The sequence below is a fragment of the Jejuia pallidilutea genome, assembly GCF_002973595.1.
GTDB lineage: Bacteria > Bacteroidota > Bacteroidia > Flavobacteriales > Flavobacteriaceae > Jejuia > Jejuia pallidilutea.
In genome coordinates, this window is sequence record NZ_PVEO01000004.1 from 201,069 (window position 1) to 220,056 (window position 18,988).

An 18,988-nucleotide genomic window follows, 5' to 3' on the forward strand; every position below is an offset into this window, starting at 1 on the left:
TAAAAGTTTATAAAATATGAAGGATAAATATAGGTCATATTCGTATGTCTTAGTGGTAATATGTATGTTGCTATCAGTATACAGCATGTCTGCACAAGAAAAGGTTATTATATCTGGAACTATCACCTCAGAGGCAGATGGTTTACCTCTTCCTGGAGCAACTGTTGGTGAAAAAGATAAAGATAATCGAATTATAAATGGTGTAGCCACAGATTTTAACGGCAATTATTCAATCGCACTTAAAAATCCGAATAATACCTTAACTTACTCTTACGTTGGTTTTGTTACAAAAGAGATAGTACCTGGTAATAGAACAACAATTGATGTTGTATTAAAAGAAGATATTGCCGAATTAGATGTAGTTCTCGTTCGAGGTGTAAAAAAGGTTTTCAATGGAGAACTCGAAGTAACTAAACGAAGAACAGCTACAGCTATCGAGACCATTTCCACCAAAGAAATCAGTGAAACAGTATCAGCTGGAATTGTAGATCAATTACAAGGACGCTTAAGTGGAGTAGATATCGTTGCTAATTCTGGAGAACCCGGTGCAGGTATGTCCATTCGTATTCGTGGTACATCATCGTTAAACGCGTCTGCTGAACCATTAATTGTTATAAATGGGGTGCCTTTTGAAACAGAAATTGACGAACTTTTCGATTTTGGATCAGCCGATGAGCAACAGTATTCTGCACTAATAGGTGTTTCTCCTGATGATATTGAAGAAATATCAGTACTAAAAGATGCAGCAGCAACTGCATTATTTGGCTCCAGAGCAGCAAATGGGGTTCTTTTAATTAAAACCAAACGTGGTACAAGAGGCCCTGCTAGATTTAGTTATAGCGCTAGAGCCACTGTGGGATGGCAGCCAGAAGGTATACCTATGTTAAACGGAGACCAATATTCCACACTCATAAAAGACGAACTCATAGCGGTTAATAGCGAGCTTGAGGTGCCGCAGATAGAATTCGACCCTGAGTATGAGTTGTTCAATTTGTATAATAAAAATATTAATTGGATTGACGAAATCACCCAAACAGGGACAACACAAGAACATTTTCTTGGAGTTTCTGGTGGTGGAGCAAAATCATCATACCGAGTTTCTGCAAGTTATAAAGATCAGTTAGGAACAACAATAGGAAGTGCCTTTAAACTATTTACTGCTAGAGCTATATTAGACTATAATATTTCAGATAAAATAAGTATTTCCTCAGAGTTGTCATATAGTCATGGATCTCTAGATAGGTCTTATGCTAGAGATGGAAGTTTAGGGCAACAGGCGCTTAGAGCTTTAGCGCTTATTAAAATGCCAAACCAATCTATTTATCAAGTGGATGAAAACGGTAATCTAACCGATCAATTCTATACGCCAATTAATGCCTTTCAAGGTAATGGCGTAGAGTATTACAACCCGGTAGCTATGGCGAGGCTTTCTCGAAATAATACCGAAAATAATAGAATAACTCCAATATTTAGGTTTAACTATAAACCCATTACATCCTTAGAGTTTCGTTCCATTATTTCGTTAGATATTAATGTAGACAAAACTTCTAGATTTGTACCAGAGCAAGCTCTAGGAGCAGCTTGGACTAATTCGGCAGCAAATAGATCTACGTTTGGAGATGCAGAGTTCTTTGTTTTCAGAACAGATAACCGCTTAAATTGGACTCCAGATTTCGGTACAGAAGACCATTCACTTTTAACAAGTTTTGCGCTTCAAACATTTGAAAAAACAAGTGAAGGTTACACTGCTGTCGCCAGTAATTCTCCTAGTAATTTCATTCAAACTCCAATTGCTAACACGCGTATAGAGGGAAATGGAAACACATTAAACTCTAGTTTTACACAAAATAGAAATGTAGCGTTTAACTTTACGTTTAATTATCAATATTTAGATCGCTACATACTTAGCGGAGGTGTGCGCTCAGAAGGAAATTCTAAATTTGGTAGTAGTTATAGATATGGTACATTTCCAAGTATAGCTGCAAAATGGATTTTGTCTAGTGAACCTTTCATGAAGGATTATGAGTTTATAGACGAAATTGGTATAAGGGCTAGTTATGGGGTTAATGGTAATGCACCAAATTTTAATTACGGCCAATACAATACTTATAGAACATTTGACTATAATTACCTAGACGACCGACCTGTAATTCCTGAAAATATGGAACTAACAGATTTAAGATGGGAAACTATCATTCAAAAAAACATAGGTCTTACATATTCATTTTTTGATAGAAGAATAAGCGGTGATTTTGAAATTTATCAAAGTGAAAGTAGAGATATTCTAACTAGTAATACTCCAATACCTTCAACATCAGGTTTTTCAAGAGTACCATTTCTTAATTTGGGAGATATTAGTAATGAAGGATTTGAATTAAGTGTAAGAACCAAAATCATTCAAAAAGAAAATTTTGGCTTAGATTTTAATTTCAACATCGCAAGAAATAGAAACTTAATAAAGCGCATTGCAGAATCGCAAGATGCTGAGGAAGGTAACCCGCTTCAAACAGGTCCAGGTGGCTACTTAAAAAGAATTCAAGAAGGCAACCCTATTGGCTCGTTTTACGGATACCGTTACAAAGGCGTGTTTAGTACAAGAGATGATTTAATAGCTAGAGATGAAAACGGAGAAGTGATTGTGGATTTAAACGGAGAGCCTAAAACCACTGTATTTAATAATGGTTACGAATTTAGGCCAGGAGATGCCATGTATGAAGATATTAATAATGATGGAAATATCAATCGTTTAGACGTAGTATATCTAGGTAATGCAAATCCTTTATTCTTTGGTGGTTTTGGACCAACAATTCGATATAAAAACTTTCAATTAAATGCATTTTTTAACTTTCGTTTAAAGCAAAAAATGATAAATATTGCCAGAATGCAAACTGAAAGTATGGATGATTTTGACAACCAAAATACTGCTGTTTTGAGACGCTGGAGATTTGAAGGCGACCAAACCGATATTCCAAGAGCTGTATTTAATAGTCCTGTAAATACTTTAGCTTCTGATAGATTCCTTGAGGATGCCTCTTTTGTAAGATTAAAATTTGTAACTTTAAGATACAATTTCCCTAAAGAATTTATTAAGAAAATAAACTTTACAAATGCTTCGGTGTTTTTAACTGGTACAAACTTATTAACGTTTACAGAATACTCGGGTGCAGACCCTGAAACAGGAAATAGCCGAAACTGGACACAACTTGGTTACGATACAAACCAAACACCAAGATCACAACAAATTACCTTAGGATTAAACCTTTCATTTTAAACGATAATAACTTTTTTGTCTTATGAAAAGATATACAATAAAAATATTAATAATGGTTCCAATGCTACTAGCTGTATTATCATCTTGTGATGATTATTTACAACTGGAGCCTCAAGATAATTTAATACAACAGGAGTTTTGGCAGAATAAAGAACAGGTTGCCTCTGCTGTTGCTGGTTGTTACGCTTCCATGAACCAATCTGGTTTTACCGATAGGATTTTAAAGTGGGGAGAACTTAGAGCAGAAATGCTAGTGTCCTTAAGAGCAGGAGGAAACGAGCAAAATATGATGCGAAATTTTATTATTCCTACTAATGGTTTAGTGAATTGGGCCGATTTTTACGAAACTATAAATTACTGTAATTTAGTATTAGAATTTGCAGATGCGGCCAAAGAAAAAGATTTATCATTCACAAACCAAGAATTAGCAAACTACAAAGCAGAAGTTTTAACTATACGTGCACTAGTATATTTTATACTAGTAAAAAATTTCAAAGAAGTACCATTAGTACTAACGGCCACTTCAAACAGTCAAGTAGATTTTTATCCTGCAAAGAGCACAGAGGATGAGGTTATTGCACAAATTATCTCAGATTTAAAAATAGCTGTACAAGATTTAAATTTAGGTTATTCGCAATCTGCTGCTTACGATAAAGGTAGAATGACCAAAGGCGCTGCATTAGCAATTTTAGCAGATGTTTATTTATGGAACGGGCAATACAACGAATGTATAGTCGCAACCCAAGATATTATCGATTCTGGCAGATATAGTTTGGTGGAAGGATCAGACTGGTTTAATGAAATATTTTTTGAAGGTAATTCGGTAGAAGGTATTTTCGAACTTCAATTTAGCGATTTAAATCGAACATATCAAAGCTCATTTTATGTTGGGAGTCCAATTTATGCACCATTCCCAGAAATTAGGCAAGTTTATGCTGGCTACCCAGACGATGTAAGAACAAATTTTGCAACTTTTGATCTAGAGCAAAATACCGTATTTAAATTTGCCGGAGTAGACGAAACAGGAGTATACCGCGGACAGCAAGAATTTTTTAATACGTTTATATTTTATAGATATGCAGAAGTGCTCTTAATGCAAGCCGAGGCATATTTATTATCAACCGAAAACAAAAACTTAGATAGAGCGGCAAATCTTATAGAAATGGTACACCAACGTTCAACTGGAGCTCCTCTGGAAGTTCCTATTGATGAAGTTTCATTGTTAAATGCTTTACTATTGGAACGACAAAAAGAATTTGCATTCGAAGCTAAAAGATGGTACGATTTATTACGTTTTGCCCGCAGGAACAATTTCCAAGACCAATATTTAATAACGGACTTGGCGGATATTAAAAGTAGTGCAGATGATTACGAATTGATTTTGAGTTTTTACTCAGATAAAGAATCGTATTTTCTGCCTATTTTTCAAAATGAGGTGGATTTAAATCCTAATTTGGAACAAAACCCCTATTACGAAAACTAAAAAAAATAAATTATGGAAACCAAAAAATTAATGACATGGATTGTAGGTTTATGTGTGTTTATGTTATTCCTAAATGCATGTAACGATGATCTCGAAGACACAACGTTCTTTACTACGGACGAGATGACTATTATTGGAACTCTAGAATCAAATCCAGAGAAATTTTCATTATACCTAGAAATTCTGGAAAAAACAGAGTATTACAACGCTTTAAAAAGTTATGGTAACTATACGTGTTTTGCACCAACCAACGAAGCAATACTTAAATACATACAAGAAAACTTTAATGCAAACTCTATCGATGAGCTTTCATCTGAACAAGATATTGAGTTTTTAAAGGTTTTGGTAAAGTTCCATACTATGCCATCTGGACGACTTACTAGTAGCTTTATTGAAGGAAGACTTCCTGATACTACCTATACAGGAGATTATTTAACAACATCCTTTTTAAGAGGAGGTGGTATTTCTAATGTAGAGATAAATAGAGAGGTAGGTTTAGAACAATACGATATTCGCACTAATAATGGAGTTATACATGCTATAAATGGTGTAATGTCGCCATTTGTTGACCCAGTTCCTGCAGCTATGGAGAAAGCAGGAAAGCACAATATTTTTGTTGAAGCAATGAAACAAACAGGATATTACGAAATTTTTTCAGTCATTTTTGCTGATAATGGTTCTAAAAATAACTTTACAATATTGGCAGAGTCAGACGAGGTTTATGCTAAAGAAGGTATTAATTCGTTTGAAGATTTAGTTGCAAGAATATCGCCCAGTGATTCTGATTTTACAAACCCAGATAACGACTTAAATAGATATGTAGGATATCATGCAACAAAGAACTTTTTGTACACCGCAGATTTTCCAGAAGATGCATTTATAAACACAGTATTGCCTAGAAATGCCATTAAGTCTTTTAAGACCGATAAGGAATTAAGATTAAATGAAACAGAAACAGGCGTTGATGATACCTGGACATCTATAATAACATCTGAAAGTAATTACCCTTCGAAAAATGGTGTTTATCATACCGTTGATAAATTATTCACAATTTTTGTTCCAAAGCCTAAACATATCATCTTTGATGTAATTAGCGATCAACCAGAATATCAATCTAGACTAATTCGTTCGCACCAAAAGGTGCCTAGTACGGCATGGGAGTTTATACGCTGGTTCCCCGAGAAAGACGTTAGATACTTAAGACAAAGTAAAAACTCAAATATCGACCACACAGTGCTGGATATTGCTGGTGTTGCATGGTTTGAATTTGATACCCCAGTAATTCCAAAGGGAAAGTACGAAATGTTGGTAATGGGTAACGGCGGTAACGGAGCGCGTGCCATCTTTCAAATATACTTTGATGGCGAACCAATTGGTTCTGTGTATAACATGACCCTTAGAGCAGGTGATATAGGATGGCCAGACGAAACTTTAATGGATTCGAGAGGTTGGAGATTAGGGTATGAAGAATATGTAGATAATAAAGGGGTTTCGCAAGCTGAAAAATCAGGTAACAGTAGATTTATTGTATCTAGGGAATTACTAATTCCAGAACAAAAACGACATGTTGTAAGGTTTGAAACCTTAAAATCTGGAAATAGCCCTATAGATTTTATAGAGTGGATTCCAGTAGACTAATTTAAATACTTTAATTAAAGAACTTATAATGAAAAATAGAAATAATACCATTGTTAACTTTGGCCTTATTATGCTTCTAATTTGCTTGTTTACGGCTATTGGTTGTAAAGACGATGCTTGGGATGACCATTACGAGCAACTAGACTCTAGGTTAGAGAATAACATTCTTTCAATCCTTTCAGAGGATTCTAACTATTCAACATTTGTACAATATCTCAATCAAACAGGTTATAATGAAGAATTGGCATCTGCCCAAGCATACACAGTTTGGGCGCCTAATAACGCCGCTTTCGAGCAGGTTCCAACTGCGATTCTAAACGATCCAGATTTGCTAAAGCAACTCATAGGAAACCATATAAGTTTGTTCTCCTATAATACCGCTCATAATGATGAGGTTTTGGTTAAGATGTTTAATGATAAGTATGTTGAATTTATAAATACAAATGGGGATTCTAGTTTTGGAGGTGTTAATTTAGTAGAAAAGGATATTTTAGCTTCTAACGGGGTTCTGCACACTATAAATGAGGTTATTGATGTAAATCCTAATATTTGGGGTTACTTAAATGATAATGTTGAAAGATACCCTAAATTAATGGCGTATTTAAGCCAATTTAATGAAACAGCTTTTGATGAGGCAAATAGCGTAAAAATAGGTACCAATACCTTAGGACAGCCGGTATACGACTCAATATATACTACTACCAATACGTATTTTAAAACAATTGGCGATTTAAGTTCAGAAGAAGAACGTTTTTCTTTTATTGGTTTAACTGATGATGCATACGAAAGCATCTTCGATATTTTTGATGATTATTACAATCATCCATTAGTAGATTCTGTTAAGAATAAAACAGAGAAAACCATTTTTAGAAATTTAAACTTTCCGCAAGTAGACCCAGACAATTTAAACGGTACTACTATTACTTCAACTACAGGTAGCGAGGTTATGCTGGATCCCAGTTTAATTGTTGAAAATATTGAGTTAAGTAATGGTAATGTGTTTGTAGTAAACGAATTAGACTTTGATCCTAGAGGTGTGATTTACAAACCAATTAGGTACGAAATAGAAAATACAGAAAAAAGAACTACAGGCTCTTTAACAGATTTTTCAATACAAAAAAGATATGATATAACGGCCTCTGAAGAATTTACAAATGAGATTACTTTGTTAGAAAATCCAACACCTGGAGATACTAATAATTTTTTCGAAATAACATTTAGCAATGTACTTGCTGCTAGTTACAAGTTAAATTTAAAGTTCACTCCAGTAGGAGCCACACAAGACACAAAATTAAAATTTCAGTTCAGTTATATTCGTTCCAATTTTCGTCCTACAATAGAAGAAATAGGGCCTATAGTAGTTAGTAATTTAGAAGATGGTGTTGTAACAATTGGCGATACTTTCGATTTTTCATTCTATGCTACCGGACAGGAGGACGATTACTTCTTTGTGAAACTAAAAGTAATAGTAGATGTAAGTGAACCAGAGCTTTTATTGTACGACCGCCGTTTCGGTATCGATTATGCAGAATTAGTTCCAACAGAATAATTAATACAACCTAAAACTAAATATCAATTATCTGATCATGATGAAAATAAAAAATACATATTTACTGCTTTTCATTTTATTTTTCGGAATCACTTTTGCATTGCGAGGACAGGAAAGTACCAATTTAAGCGTTACAGGAACGGTAATAGATGCCAGGGATAAACAACCTTTAGCTGGAATAAACATTCGTATTGGTGCATACGCTTCTGTTACTACAAACAAAGAAGGTAAGTTTACAATAAAGGTTCCCGATCCTAGGGTTACGCTTATTGTGTCTAATCCAGATTACAAAACAAAAGAAGTAGCGCTTAAAGGAAGAACAGATGTTGAAATTGAGTTGCACAATACAGATTTTAATTCGTATTACGAACAAGACGTTCATATGCTATTAAATGGTAAATCCAACGCTTCTATTGTTAACGCTATTTCTACAAAAGAAGGTGATATTGCAACACCTAGAGAATCTTTTGCCAATATTATTAATGGAGAATTAAGTGGTATGCGCTCCATTATGCGTTCTGGAGTACCAGGAATAGGAGCAAACATGTTTATTAGAGGTTATAATACTATTAACGGAACAACCCAGCCATTAGTTATTGTTGATGGTATGATGATAGAAACAAACACTTTTGTTAACAACGATTTAATTGGTGGCTACAGCTACGATCCATTATCTGATATTAACCCCAAGGATATTGCCAATATTACTGTAATAAAGGATGCAGCATCTATTTATGGTTCTAGGGCAGCAAACGGTGTGATACTTATAGAAACAAACAAGGCCGAGGGTGTAACAACAAAAATTGATTTTTACGTTCAAGGGGGCTTAAATTTTCAGCCCAATAACTTGCCAATGATGAATAGCAAACAGTTTAGATCGTTTTTATCTAACCAATTGAACGATTCAGGACTCTATTCAGTAGACGAAATTAGTAGGTTACCATTTTTTAATAACAACCAGGAGTTTGAAGATTACGAAAGGTATCATAATGAAACCAATTGGCAGGATGAGGTGTTTAATAACAATTATGTAAACGACTACTATTTAAAAGTAACAGGGGGCGATGAAATTTCTAAATACGGGCTATCTATTGGGTATACAACTAATAAAGGTGTTGTTGAGAATTCTAGTTTCGACAGGTTTACCACACGATTTAATGCTGAAACAAGTATTTCAGAAAAATTATTTTTAAATACAAATTTAAGTGTAAGTTATACTAATAGAGATGTTTTTGATGATGGTTTATTAAGCTCCTCACCAATTTTTTCAGCACTCAACAAATCTCCATTTTTAGCTCCTTTTGTTCCAAATGCAGATGGAGTAGTAACAGGTGTTTACGAGGATGTAGATAATATTGGTGGTTTTAGTAATCCTGTGGCTATTACAGATAATACAATTTTTGCAGCTAAAGATTATAACTTATTTGGTAACTTTAAAATTTCTTATAAGATTTCAGATAAGTTAACATTTAGTACTTTAATAGGTGCCAATTATATTAAAAACAGACAGAAAGTATTTTTACCAGATTTAGGTTTATCTACAGAATTTAACGCATTTGGAGACGAACAGGTAAGAACTTCTAAAGTGAGTGCCGAAAGTTTATTTTCTTTATACAACGATACAAGACTAAATTATGTGTTTAACGTAGACGATATTCACAATTTTTCTTTAAACCTTGGTGTACGTTACAATCAAAACAATTACGAAAATTCTTTTTCTACCAGTGGAAATGCTGGAGATGATCAATTCACTAATTTACAAAGTGGAGATCGTTTAACCTTTGTAACATCTGGTAGCATTGGCAACTGGAACTACGGATCTATTTATGCCAATGCAGATTATTCATTTTTAAATAAGTTTTTTGTAAGCTATAATCTTGCAATAGATGCGTCTTCACGTTTTGGGGATGATAAATCTGCTGGGTTTTTTCCAGGTATTGGAGCTGCTTGGTTAGTTTCATCTGAAAAATTTATGTCTAATCTTCCTTCCGTTGATCAATTAAAACTTCGTGTAAGTTATGGATTAACAGGTAACGATGGTGTTGGAAACTACAACGCAGAATCTTATTTTGTCTCAACAAGATTTTTAGAAGGAACAGGTTTGGTTAACGGTAATATTGCTAATAGTTCTATTAGATGGGAGGAAACTGCCAAAGCAAATTTAGGGTTAGACATAGGTTTATTTAATGAGCGATTATCGTTGAATTTAGATTACTTTAATAATGTTAGTGAAGGGTTGTTAAACTTAAATGAAACTAGTCCAATTTTTGGAAGTGAAGGCTTTTTAAATAACGACGGTAGAATAAAAAATACCGGTTTTGAATTAGGTTTGAATGCTAGAATTTTCAATACAAGTAATTTTAGTTGGGATATAGGCGGTAATATTTCAACATACAAAAATGAGATTCTTTCATTACCCGGAAATCAGCAAATAAACAATATTGAAGGAGTAAATGCTACTATACTAAATCAAGAAGGTAGTCCTCTAGGTCTATTTTATGGGTATAAAACAGATGGTATTTATAACGATGCTGCTGAAGCTACCTCAGCTGGTTTAAATTGGACAGACCCTCAAGGTTTTCAAAGACCATTTGTGGCTGGAGATGTACGATTTGTAAATACAAATGCTTCAGATAATGTAATTAATGAAGATGACAGAGTAGTGATTGGAGATCCCAACCCAGATTTTACAGGAATGATTTACAATACATTTACTTATAAAAAACTTAGTTTGTCTGCTGTATTTTCTTTTAGCCAAGGTAACGATGTTTACAATGCTTTAAGATGGCAAAACGAGTCTATGAGTGGTGTATCAAATCAAAGTTTAGCTACTGTAAATCGTTGGCAAGTAAGTAATCAAAACACTAACATTCCCAGAGCCGTTTATGGAGATGCTCCTGGTAATTCTAGATTTTCAGATAGATGGATTGAAGATGGTTCGTTTATACGTCTTAAAACCTTATCATTGTCTTACAGTCCAGAAATTTTCAATGCAACATTTTATGTAACGGCAAATAACATTATAACTTTTACAGACTATTTAGGTTTTGATCCCGAATTTAGTACTTCACAGGTAAGTTATTTGCAGGGTATTGATGCTGGTTTTACACCACAATACAGTTCAGTATTAATTGGAGTTAGAGTAGGATTATAAAAAAGTAAAAAAAATAAAAACATATATAATGAAAAGATATATAAATATTACGTTACTATTACTCTTTGGTTTGGCGGTGTTTACTTCCTGTGAAAGCTTGTTGGACGTTGATCCAGAAGAAGTTGTACTTTCTGATGATTACTTAGGAGATAGCGAATTAGATGCAAGATCAGCTTTATTTGGTGTATTGTCCCAAATGCAAGAGCTAACAGGGCAGTATGTTGTGTTGGGAGAACTACGAGCAGATCTAGTTAACGTAAATTCTAGAACAGCAGACGAGTTAAGACAAATAAGTAAGCATGAGGTAGAAGAAGGCAATAGCTATTCAGACCCTACGGCATTATTTGCCATCATAAACAATTGTAATTTTGCTATTGAAGGTATTGATACTGAGGCTTATGAAAATTTATTGCTAGACGATTATGCATCTATACTTAGAATTAGAGTTTGGGCACAAATGCAAATTTTAATACACTACGGTAAACTTCCGTACATTACAGAGCCTATAAGAACCAATGACGATTTAGAAAAGAATTATCCGTTATTAACCATTAATGAGGCTATTGATCAACTTATATTAGATTTACAACCCATTACAGGTGTAGAAAATGTAACCAAATATGAAAATTCGTTAGGGTTTAACATATTTAAAATGATTCCTAATCAAGATATTTTACTAGGCGATTTAAATTTATGGAAAGGTAATTATGTAGAGGCAGCTATACACTACAAGCAATTTTTAGATGATAATGTTAGTGGAGGTGGAAATTTTTACAACTTAACTAGTCAATATGGGGCTATTACAACGCAATCTGGTGGAAATTATAACGTAAGGAACAATTGGGAAAATATTTATCAAGAAAACATTCAGAACAATGTGGTTATTAATTATGTTGCTTTCGATGATCAGTATAGACAACCAAATAGCGCATTTTCTATTTTAATGAACGAAATAAAGCCTTCTGCCCTTGCCATTTTAAAATGGGGCGCTCAGTTTAAAGCATTTGAAGGCGAACGATACGAACTAGGCGATAATAGAGCAGAAGCATCTTACGAAGGCGAAGGAGACTTAGCTATAATTACAAAATACCAATACGAATATTTTGTTTGGAATAGAGTAGTAAAGATTTATTTAAGATATGCCGAAGCTATAAATTATGCAGGTTTCCCAGATCAGGCCTTAACTATAGTAAATGGTATTTTTAACAATCCAGGTGTAGAGCCAAAAGATGCGCCGATTTTTGATAATGACGAGGGGTATTTAAATTTTGATGTAGACCAATATTTTAACACCAATTCTAGCGACGAGCCCATATCTGGTAATTTAGGTGTTAGAGGACGCGTTTCTATGGAGCCAGTAACTGTTAATGAAGATTTAACTGAGGCAGAGAAAATAGAAGAAGTAGGTATGCTTATATTAGAAGAAGCGGCTCTAGAACTTGCTTTTGAAGGCAACAGATGGGAGGACTTAATGCGTTTTGCGCTTAGAAGTAACGATGCTAGTATTTTGGCAAATGCCGTTGCTGATAAGTTTGAAACTTCGGGAGATGATGCAGGAGCTGCAGCTATACAGGCTAAATTAATGAATCCGGAAAATTGGTTTTTACCGTTAACTATTCCAAGTAATTTTTCATCTGGTAATTAAACTTATACCTTAGTTTTCTTAACAGAAGTTTAATTTATATTAATAATAAAGAATAAACGTAAAGTAAAAAACACTTTTTCAATTAATACAAAACGTCATAAATTTATTTTTATGGCGTTTTTTTATGAATTTACGTATAAGGTTAACTTGTTTGTGTAACGCCGTTAAAATGTTTAAAACACATCTTTATTTTAATGGTTGGTTAAATATTTAAACCCATTCCATAAGTATACATTAGCAAGTGGTTTTTAAGCTAAAGTATAGTTTTAAAAAAAATTAATAGTAGATGTTAAGCTACCTCTTAAAATATTAATAAACGAGCTGTACACATTTAATAATTTGTGATTGACTCATATCTTATTTAAAAAATAATACTTCAGTACTGAATGTCAGGAACTGTTAAAAACCAAAAAATATTCATTTTTTATTCCTGTAAAGATTAGGTGTTCAAGGCAGCGAGGAATCTCATTGATTATCAATAAATGCTTCATTTCGTTCTAAATTACTAAATAGCATTATGCATAATTACGCAAATTAAGTATGCCTAATTTCTATTAAGCAATTCTACAGATTTAAGTTCTTTAAGGTTTCTCTTTATTGCATAAAAAAGTGACTTAGCAAGTAGGGTTTAGGTGAAAGTAATAGTTATATATTGAGCCCACAAAACCGTTTAAATAATACAGCAAAAATAAAGCATAAAAAAAGCCGCAGATTTAACTGCGGCTAAAAAACTAAGTAAAAACGTTGTTTTAAAATTAACTCAACAAAAACTAACTAATTCATTTTTTTTAATCATTTTATTTCTAGTAGCCTGGATTTTGTAACAGGTTATCATTTAAACCAAGCTCGTTTGTTGGTAACGGAAATAAATAATTATCTCGAGAAAAGTTACGAATTGACGACGGCTGAACTACTAAACATCTTCTAGGGCCAACTCCTGTCTCGGTTGTCTCTTCAGGGAAGCCATATTTAGAAGGATCATATAAATTAGTATCGGTTTCCCAAACTGTACCTTCAATAACAGCACCATATATGGGTTCACCAAGTTCTTGCTCAGCAATACCCCATCGTTTTAGGTCATTAAACCTTGTAAACCCTTCAGCGTATAGTTCAATAGCACGTTCTCTTCTAATTTCGGTTCCTATGTCTAGGTTGTTAGCAGTTAAAAATGCATTGGTTAGAGGAGGTAATCCTGCTCTTTCCTTTACTAAATTTATAGATTCATTCATTTCAGCATCGCTTAAGCTGCCATTCAACTCATATAGTGCTTCTGCATACATTAAATACACTTCTGCAAGACGTATAAAGGGCATGTCGAACGCTTCAGTCTGTGTAGCTCTATAAGCCTCATCTGTACCCCATTTCCAGCTCATAAACTTAGCATTAAAGTATCCAAAATTGTTGGTTCCATTTAATCTTAATCTGTCATCGCCTGCTATTGTAGGTATAACTCCAAGATTTCTGTGATTGGTAAAGTAAGCTCGCATTCTAAGATCTCTGTTTTGGAACTCGTCTTCAGGATTGGCGTAACCTTGGAATAATGGAGATTGATCTATTGGTAATCCATCCGAACATAAAAACAAATCAATCATTTTTCTACTTGGTTTTACCCTTCCTTCCATTACATGGCTTAATAATGTTCCTGCTTGTCTGAATGTAAAATCGTATTTATTGTAGAAAATAAATTCTTTGTTAGTTGCCTTGTCTAGTCCTGCAGGGTTAGATCCTCCATCTTCTAAATTGAAAAGGAAATTTGAGCTTAAGTCATCAAGCTGGTCGTTGTAATTCCACAATTCAAAAGTGCCAGAATCCATTATAGATTTTGTTAATGTAACTACTTCTTGCAAATAAGTATTAATATTTGCAGGGTTCATTCCAGCACTTCCAGCACCAAATGAAGTACCGTCACCATCGGTAGTATCACCAACGTATTTCATCCAAGTAGCTTCGTGTAGCAAAACATCGGCTTTAAAAGCCATAGCTGCTTCTTTGCTAATTTTACCTTTATCAGAGCCTGCTATATTTGCTTCATTAGGTAAACCTGCTATAGCTTGATCTAAATCTGATAAAATTTGATCGGTAACTTCATATCTACTACTGCGTGGGCCGTACAACTCTGCAGAAGAAACATCTAGAGGTTCAGTAACTAAAGGAACTCCTCCAAAACGTTGCAATAAAAAGAAGTATTGGTAAGCTCTATGAAAATGAGTAGCTGCAACATATTCTCCAATATCATTTCCTTGATAATCTTCAGCTCTTGCTAATAAAAGATTCATATCTCTAATAGCATTGTAAGCATTATTGTAATATGCATCAGATGCTGGCGCTTGTGTTTCGCCTCTACTGTATTCTTGCATATCACTGGCTTCATCATAACCAACTAAATCAGAACCGTGATCTGAATATAAAGGTTGGTCTTGCCATCTGTGTAAGTTGGTATAAAACCTATTAGAGCCTGTTAAAAAGTGCTCAGCTTCCGTATAATAAACATCATCTGTTATCGCCGCAGGTGGTGTTAAGTCTATAAATTCATCTTCACAGGCTGTGAAAAAGACCATTACGCATGGTATAATTATATTTATTATTTTCTTCATTTGTATATTTTTTTATTGATTAATAAATTTTATTGTCTTAAAATTTATAATGAAACTTTTACACCCAATGCCCAAGTACGCATAAATGGATAAGCACTTGCGTTTGTACTAGCTTGAAATTCAGGGTCATAACCATCTTTTACGCTGGTAAACTCAAACAAATCGTTTCCTGAAAAATAAACTCTGAACGTATTAATGTTTGTATTACCAATTTTTATATCGGGTATATTATAACCAATAATAAGCGCTTTTAGTCTTAGGTATCGATTGTTTTGTAAAATATGGTCTTTACTTCTATAATTCCATCTAGATATTCCACGTTGTGTAGATAGTCTTGGGAATTCGGCGTTACGGTTGTCTTCTGTCCATGTTCTTCCTAACCATGCATTTGATTGGTTTTGCCATTCTGCTTGGAAAGGTTGAGCAAAATAACCTGTTCTGTATATGTTTTGTTCTAGAGTACCTTGGAAAAAGGCACTTAAATCCCAGTTTTTATATTTTACATCAATATTTAAACCGTAATTGTAATGAGGTGCAGCATCACCTTTATAGGTTAAATCGTCTACGTTAAGAATGCCATCTCCATTAGAGTCTACAACAATCATATCCCCAGGACGTAGCGCATCATTAGAGGTTTGTGGAGGTAAGATACCACCAGGAGTTAAGCTTGCGTAATAGGCATCTACTTGTGCTTGGGAATCAAAATAACCAGCTGTCTCCCATAAATAAAAAGAGTTAATAGGTTTGCCTTCAATTATTTCATTACCACTATTTAGGTTTTCTGTAGGGACTCCTATAAAACCTGGTTCATCATAAAACTCAATGACTTCGTTTCTGGCATCACTCATATTAGCACTTACAGAAATATCGAAATCGCCAATTTGGTCTCTCCATCCTAACTGTACTTCCCAACCTTTAGTTTCTAATGTTCCTTCGTTTGTAAATGGTGGGTTTGTACCTAAAATAGATGGTCTTTGTCTTCGAATAAGCATTCCAATGTTTCTTTTGTTAAACAAGTCTACAGCACCAAATACTTTATTGTTGAACAATCTAAAATCTATACCAATTTCTTTATTAACAATACGTTCCCATGTAGTAGTGTTGCTAAATAAACTACTAGCTCTTGTAGTAACTTGTTGTTCTGCAGAAGTTTGTCCAAACACTGTAGTTCCAAAAGCAACTGTAGATAAATAGCCAAAGTTGCCAATACCAGCTGTACTACCTACTTCTCCATAACCACCACGTAGTTTTAAGAAAGAAATAACGTCGTTGTCAGCAAGAAAATCTTCAGCTGTTAATACCCAACCAGCAGAAATACTACCATAGTTAGACCATTTTTGTCCTTGTGCGAACCTAGAAGAACCATCGCGTCTACCTTGTAGCTCTAGTAAGTACTTGCCTTTGTAGTCGTAGTTAATACGGCCAATATATCCGTAGAAGCCCCAACTGCTACCTCCACCTTCAGTTTGTACAATTTGATCTGTAGCACCTAAGTTTAAGTCGTATACGCCATAATCTATAAAACCAGTAGCTCCTTGTCTTCTTGCTCTAAGACCATTACTTACATTTTTTTCAGCTTCAACAGCCAAAAGACCAGATAAGTTATGATCTCCAAAAGTATTACTGTAATTAATAGCAGCCTTATAGTTTTTGTATACTATAGAGCTTGTTTCTTCTTGAATAAAATTAGTGTTATTGATATTATTAGAAAAATCGCCATCCCAACTGTAAAGAGGGACTTGTACTTGATACTCTTGGTCTTCACTATGTTGCTTGCTAAAAGCATAAGAACCAGTGATGTTTAAATTGTCGTTAATTTTGTAAGTAGCTTGGAACGCTAATTTAAGTTGTTCATCTATATAATTTTGGCGTCCGGCATCTTTAACATGTGCTATGGCATTTCTATCTCCGGTAATGTTAACACCACCAAAGTTTGCGTAATATTGGCCTTGTGGGTTATACGTTGGGAATAAAGGTGCATCCCAGGTAGCTGCTTCTCTAGCCAATCCTTCTGCAGGACCTGAGAAGGTATTGTTAAAGTACGAGATATTAGTAGTAACATTTAATTTATCACTAATATCATTAGAAAGGTTTACAGATAAGTTATATCTATCTACAGTGTCATCGGCAACTTTTAAACCACCTACATTTTTGTCGTAACCGGCAGAAATACGATAACTACTTTTTTCTGTTCCGCCAGAAATACTAATGTTATGTTGGCTAGAGTAAGAGTTGCCAAACATTTCATCAAATCGGTTACCATTACCTAACCATATTCTTCCGTTTATCGGTAAATCATAATACCCTTCTTCTCCGTTAGCAATTCTTTGTACGGTTTCTCTATCGCTCCAGAAGAAGTATCTAGGAGGTTTTCCTGTTGCTATATCTTCATCTACAGCTGCTAAATAAAGTTGTCCATATTCCTTCATGGTTGGTGAAGGAGGGCGAATACCTATAGTGCCCATACGTAATATAGAGCTTACATTCACAGAAACTTTTCCTTTTCCTTTTTTAGTAGTTACAAGTATAACACCACCAGCTGCACGAGCACCATATACAGAAGCAGAACCACCCTTTAATACACTTATATTTTCGATATCATTTGGGTTTAAATTGTTAAAAGAATCTGCATTAATTGCTGGAATACCATCTATAACAATAAGAGGCGATATACCGTTTATAGACGATACACCTCTAATTAAAAAGTTAACATCTTCACTACCTGGTCTAGAAGAGGTACGGGTAACAACTAATCCAGGTGTTCTACCTTGAAGTGCCAGAGCAGGACTACCCACGGCTAAATCTTCAAAAGCTTCAGCCTTTACTTGTTCTACGGCGCCAGTTAGAGTTTCCTTTTTTGCTGTACCATAACCTACTACCACAACTTCATCTAATTGCGCTAGATCTGGTCTAAGCGTAACATTAATAGTAGTTTGGTTGCCTACTACAATTTCTTGGGTAACATATCCTATGTACGAAAAAACTAATGTGCTACCAGATGGAGCATCTATGGAATAATTACCATCAAAATCTGTAACAGCACCTGTTGAAGTTCCTTTTACAAGAACATTTACCCCTGGAATTCCCATATCGTCTTCGGCACTTATAACTGTACCGGTTATGGTTGTTTGAGCAACATCTAAAGTGGTAGCTTTAGTAGTTGCATGTGCTTTGTTGGATATACCACAAAACATCAAGCCTATTATCCAGAATAGACTTGCTAGCTTTTTCAGAGTTAACTGAAAGTTTTTAAGTTTAATCATAAAGTTTAGTTTTAATGTGTTAGTTGTCCATTCAAATAATTCATTTGGTAATCATGAATTAAATCATGGATTAATTGTTAAAGCAATATTAAAAAAATGGAAATCGCTTTTTGATAAATTAAAGTGCAACAACTGTAAATTATTACCCTTTTATAAATGTTTGTAGGCAAGTACTAAATTTAGTTCTCTGCTTCTACTTTTATTGATATGAAAGGTTGCTTTAATTATCCCTATATATTACCATTGTTCTTTACTGTAATATGTACCATATATAGTTTAATAAAACAATTAACCATGCAGTTTACTATTAAAACAACTAAAAACAACTCCTTGGTTGGTAAAACTTAGTAATGGTACACGGTAATAATTGGTTAAAGCATTATAAAAGAGC

Annotated in this window: 8 protein-coding genes; 6 read left to right on the plus strand and 2 right to left on the minus strand. The window is 34.2% G+C overall.

All coding sequences use genetic code 11. The features are described 5' to 3' along the window. Window positions 1–16: 16 nt before the first annotated feature. The 6 genes from CLV33_RS08585 to CLV33_RS08610 are packed head-to-tail and all read left to right on the plus strand — an operon-like array spanning window position 17 to window position 12,740. On the plus strand, window positions 17–3,271 hold the full coding sequence (locus tag CLV33_RS08585; RefSeq protein WP_105473556.1) for a SusC/RagA family TonB-linked outer membrane protein: 3,255 nt from the start codon (window positions 17–19) through the stop codon (window positions 3,269–3,271). Between the two features lie 22 nt (window positions 3,272–3,293). Then, window positions 3,294–4,754 carry a RagB/SusD family nutrient uptake outer membrane protein gene (locus CLV33_RS08590; RefSeq protein ID WP_105473557.1) on the plus strand — a complete coding sequence of 487 codons (1,461 nt, stop codon included), beginning with the start codon at window positions 3,294–3,296 and terminating at the stop codon, window positions 4,752–4,754. Between the two features lie 12 nt (window positions 4,755–4,766). Then, window positions 4,767–6,392, plus strand: a complete 1,626-nt coding sequence (locus tag CLV33_RS08595) for a fasciclin domain-containing protein (RefSeq protein ID WP_105473558.1) — start codon at window positions 4,767–4,769, stop codon at window positions 6,390–6,392. A gap of 28 nt (window positions 6,393–6,420) precedes the next feature. Beyond that, entirely contained in the window at window positions 6,421–7,941 is a 1,521-nt protein-coding gene (locus tag CLV33_RS08600) for a fasciclin domain-containing protein (protein WP_105473559.1), read from the plus strand. 37 nt (window positions 7,942–7,978) lie between these two features. Then, window positions 7,979–11,095, plus strand: a complete 3,117-nt coding sequence (locus CLV33_RS08605; RefSeq protein ID WP_105473560.1) for a SusC/RagA family TonB-linked outer membrane protein — start codon at window positions 7,979–7,981, stop codon at window positions 11,093–11,095. A gap of 28 nt (window positions 11,096–11,123) precedes the next feature. Continuing rightward, entirely contained in the window at window positions 11,124–12,740 is a 1,617-nt protein-coding gene (locus CLV33_RS08610; protein ID WP_105473561.1) for a RagB/SusD family nutrient uptake outer membrane protein, read from the plus strand. Between the two features lie 803 nt (window positions 12,741–13,543). On the opposite strand, the gene CLV33_RS08615 is transcribed toward CLV33_RS08610, so the two are convergent. Next, window positions 13,544–15,334 carry a RagB/SusD family nutrient uptake outer membrane protein gene (locus tag CLV33_RS08615; protein WP_105473562.1) on the minus strand — a complete coding sequence of 597 codons (1,791 nt, stop codon included), beginning with the start codon at window positions 15,332–15,334 and terminating at the stop codon, window positions 13,544–13,546. Window positions 15,335–15,378: 44 nt separating this feature from the next. Beyond that, a complete protein-coding gene (locus CLV33_RS08620) occupies window positions 15,379–18,597 on the minus strand; it encodes a SusC/RagA family TonB-linked outer membrane protein (protein ID WP_105473563.1) in 3,219 nt (1,072 codons plus the stop codon). Between the last annotated feature and the right edge of the window lie 391 nt (window positions 18,598–18,988).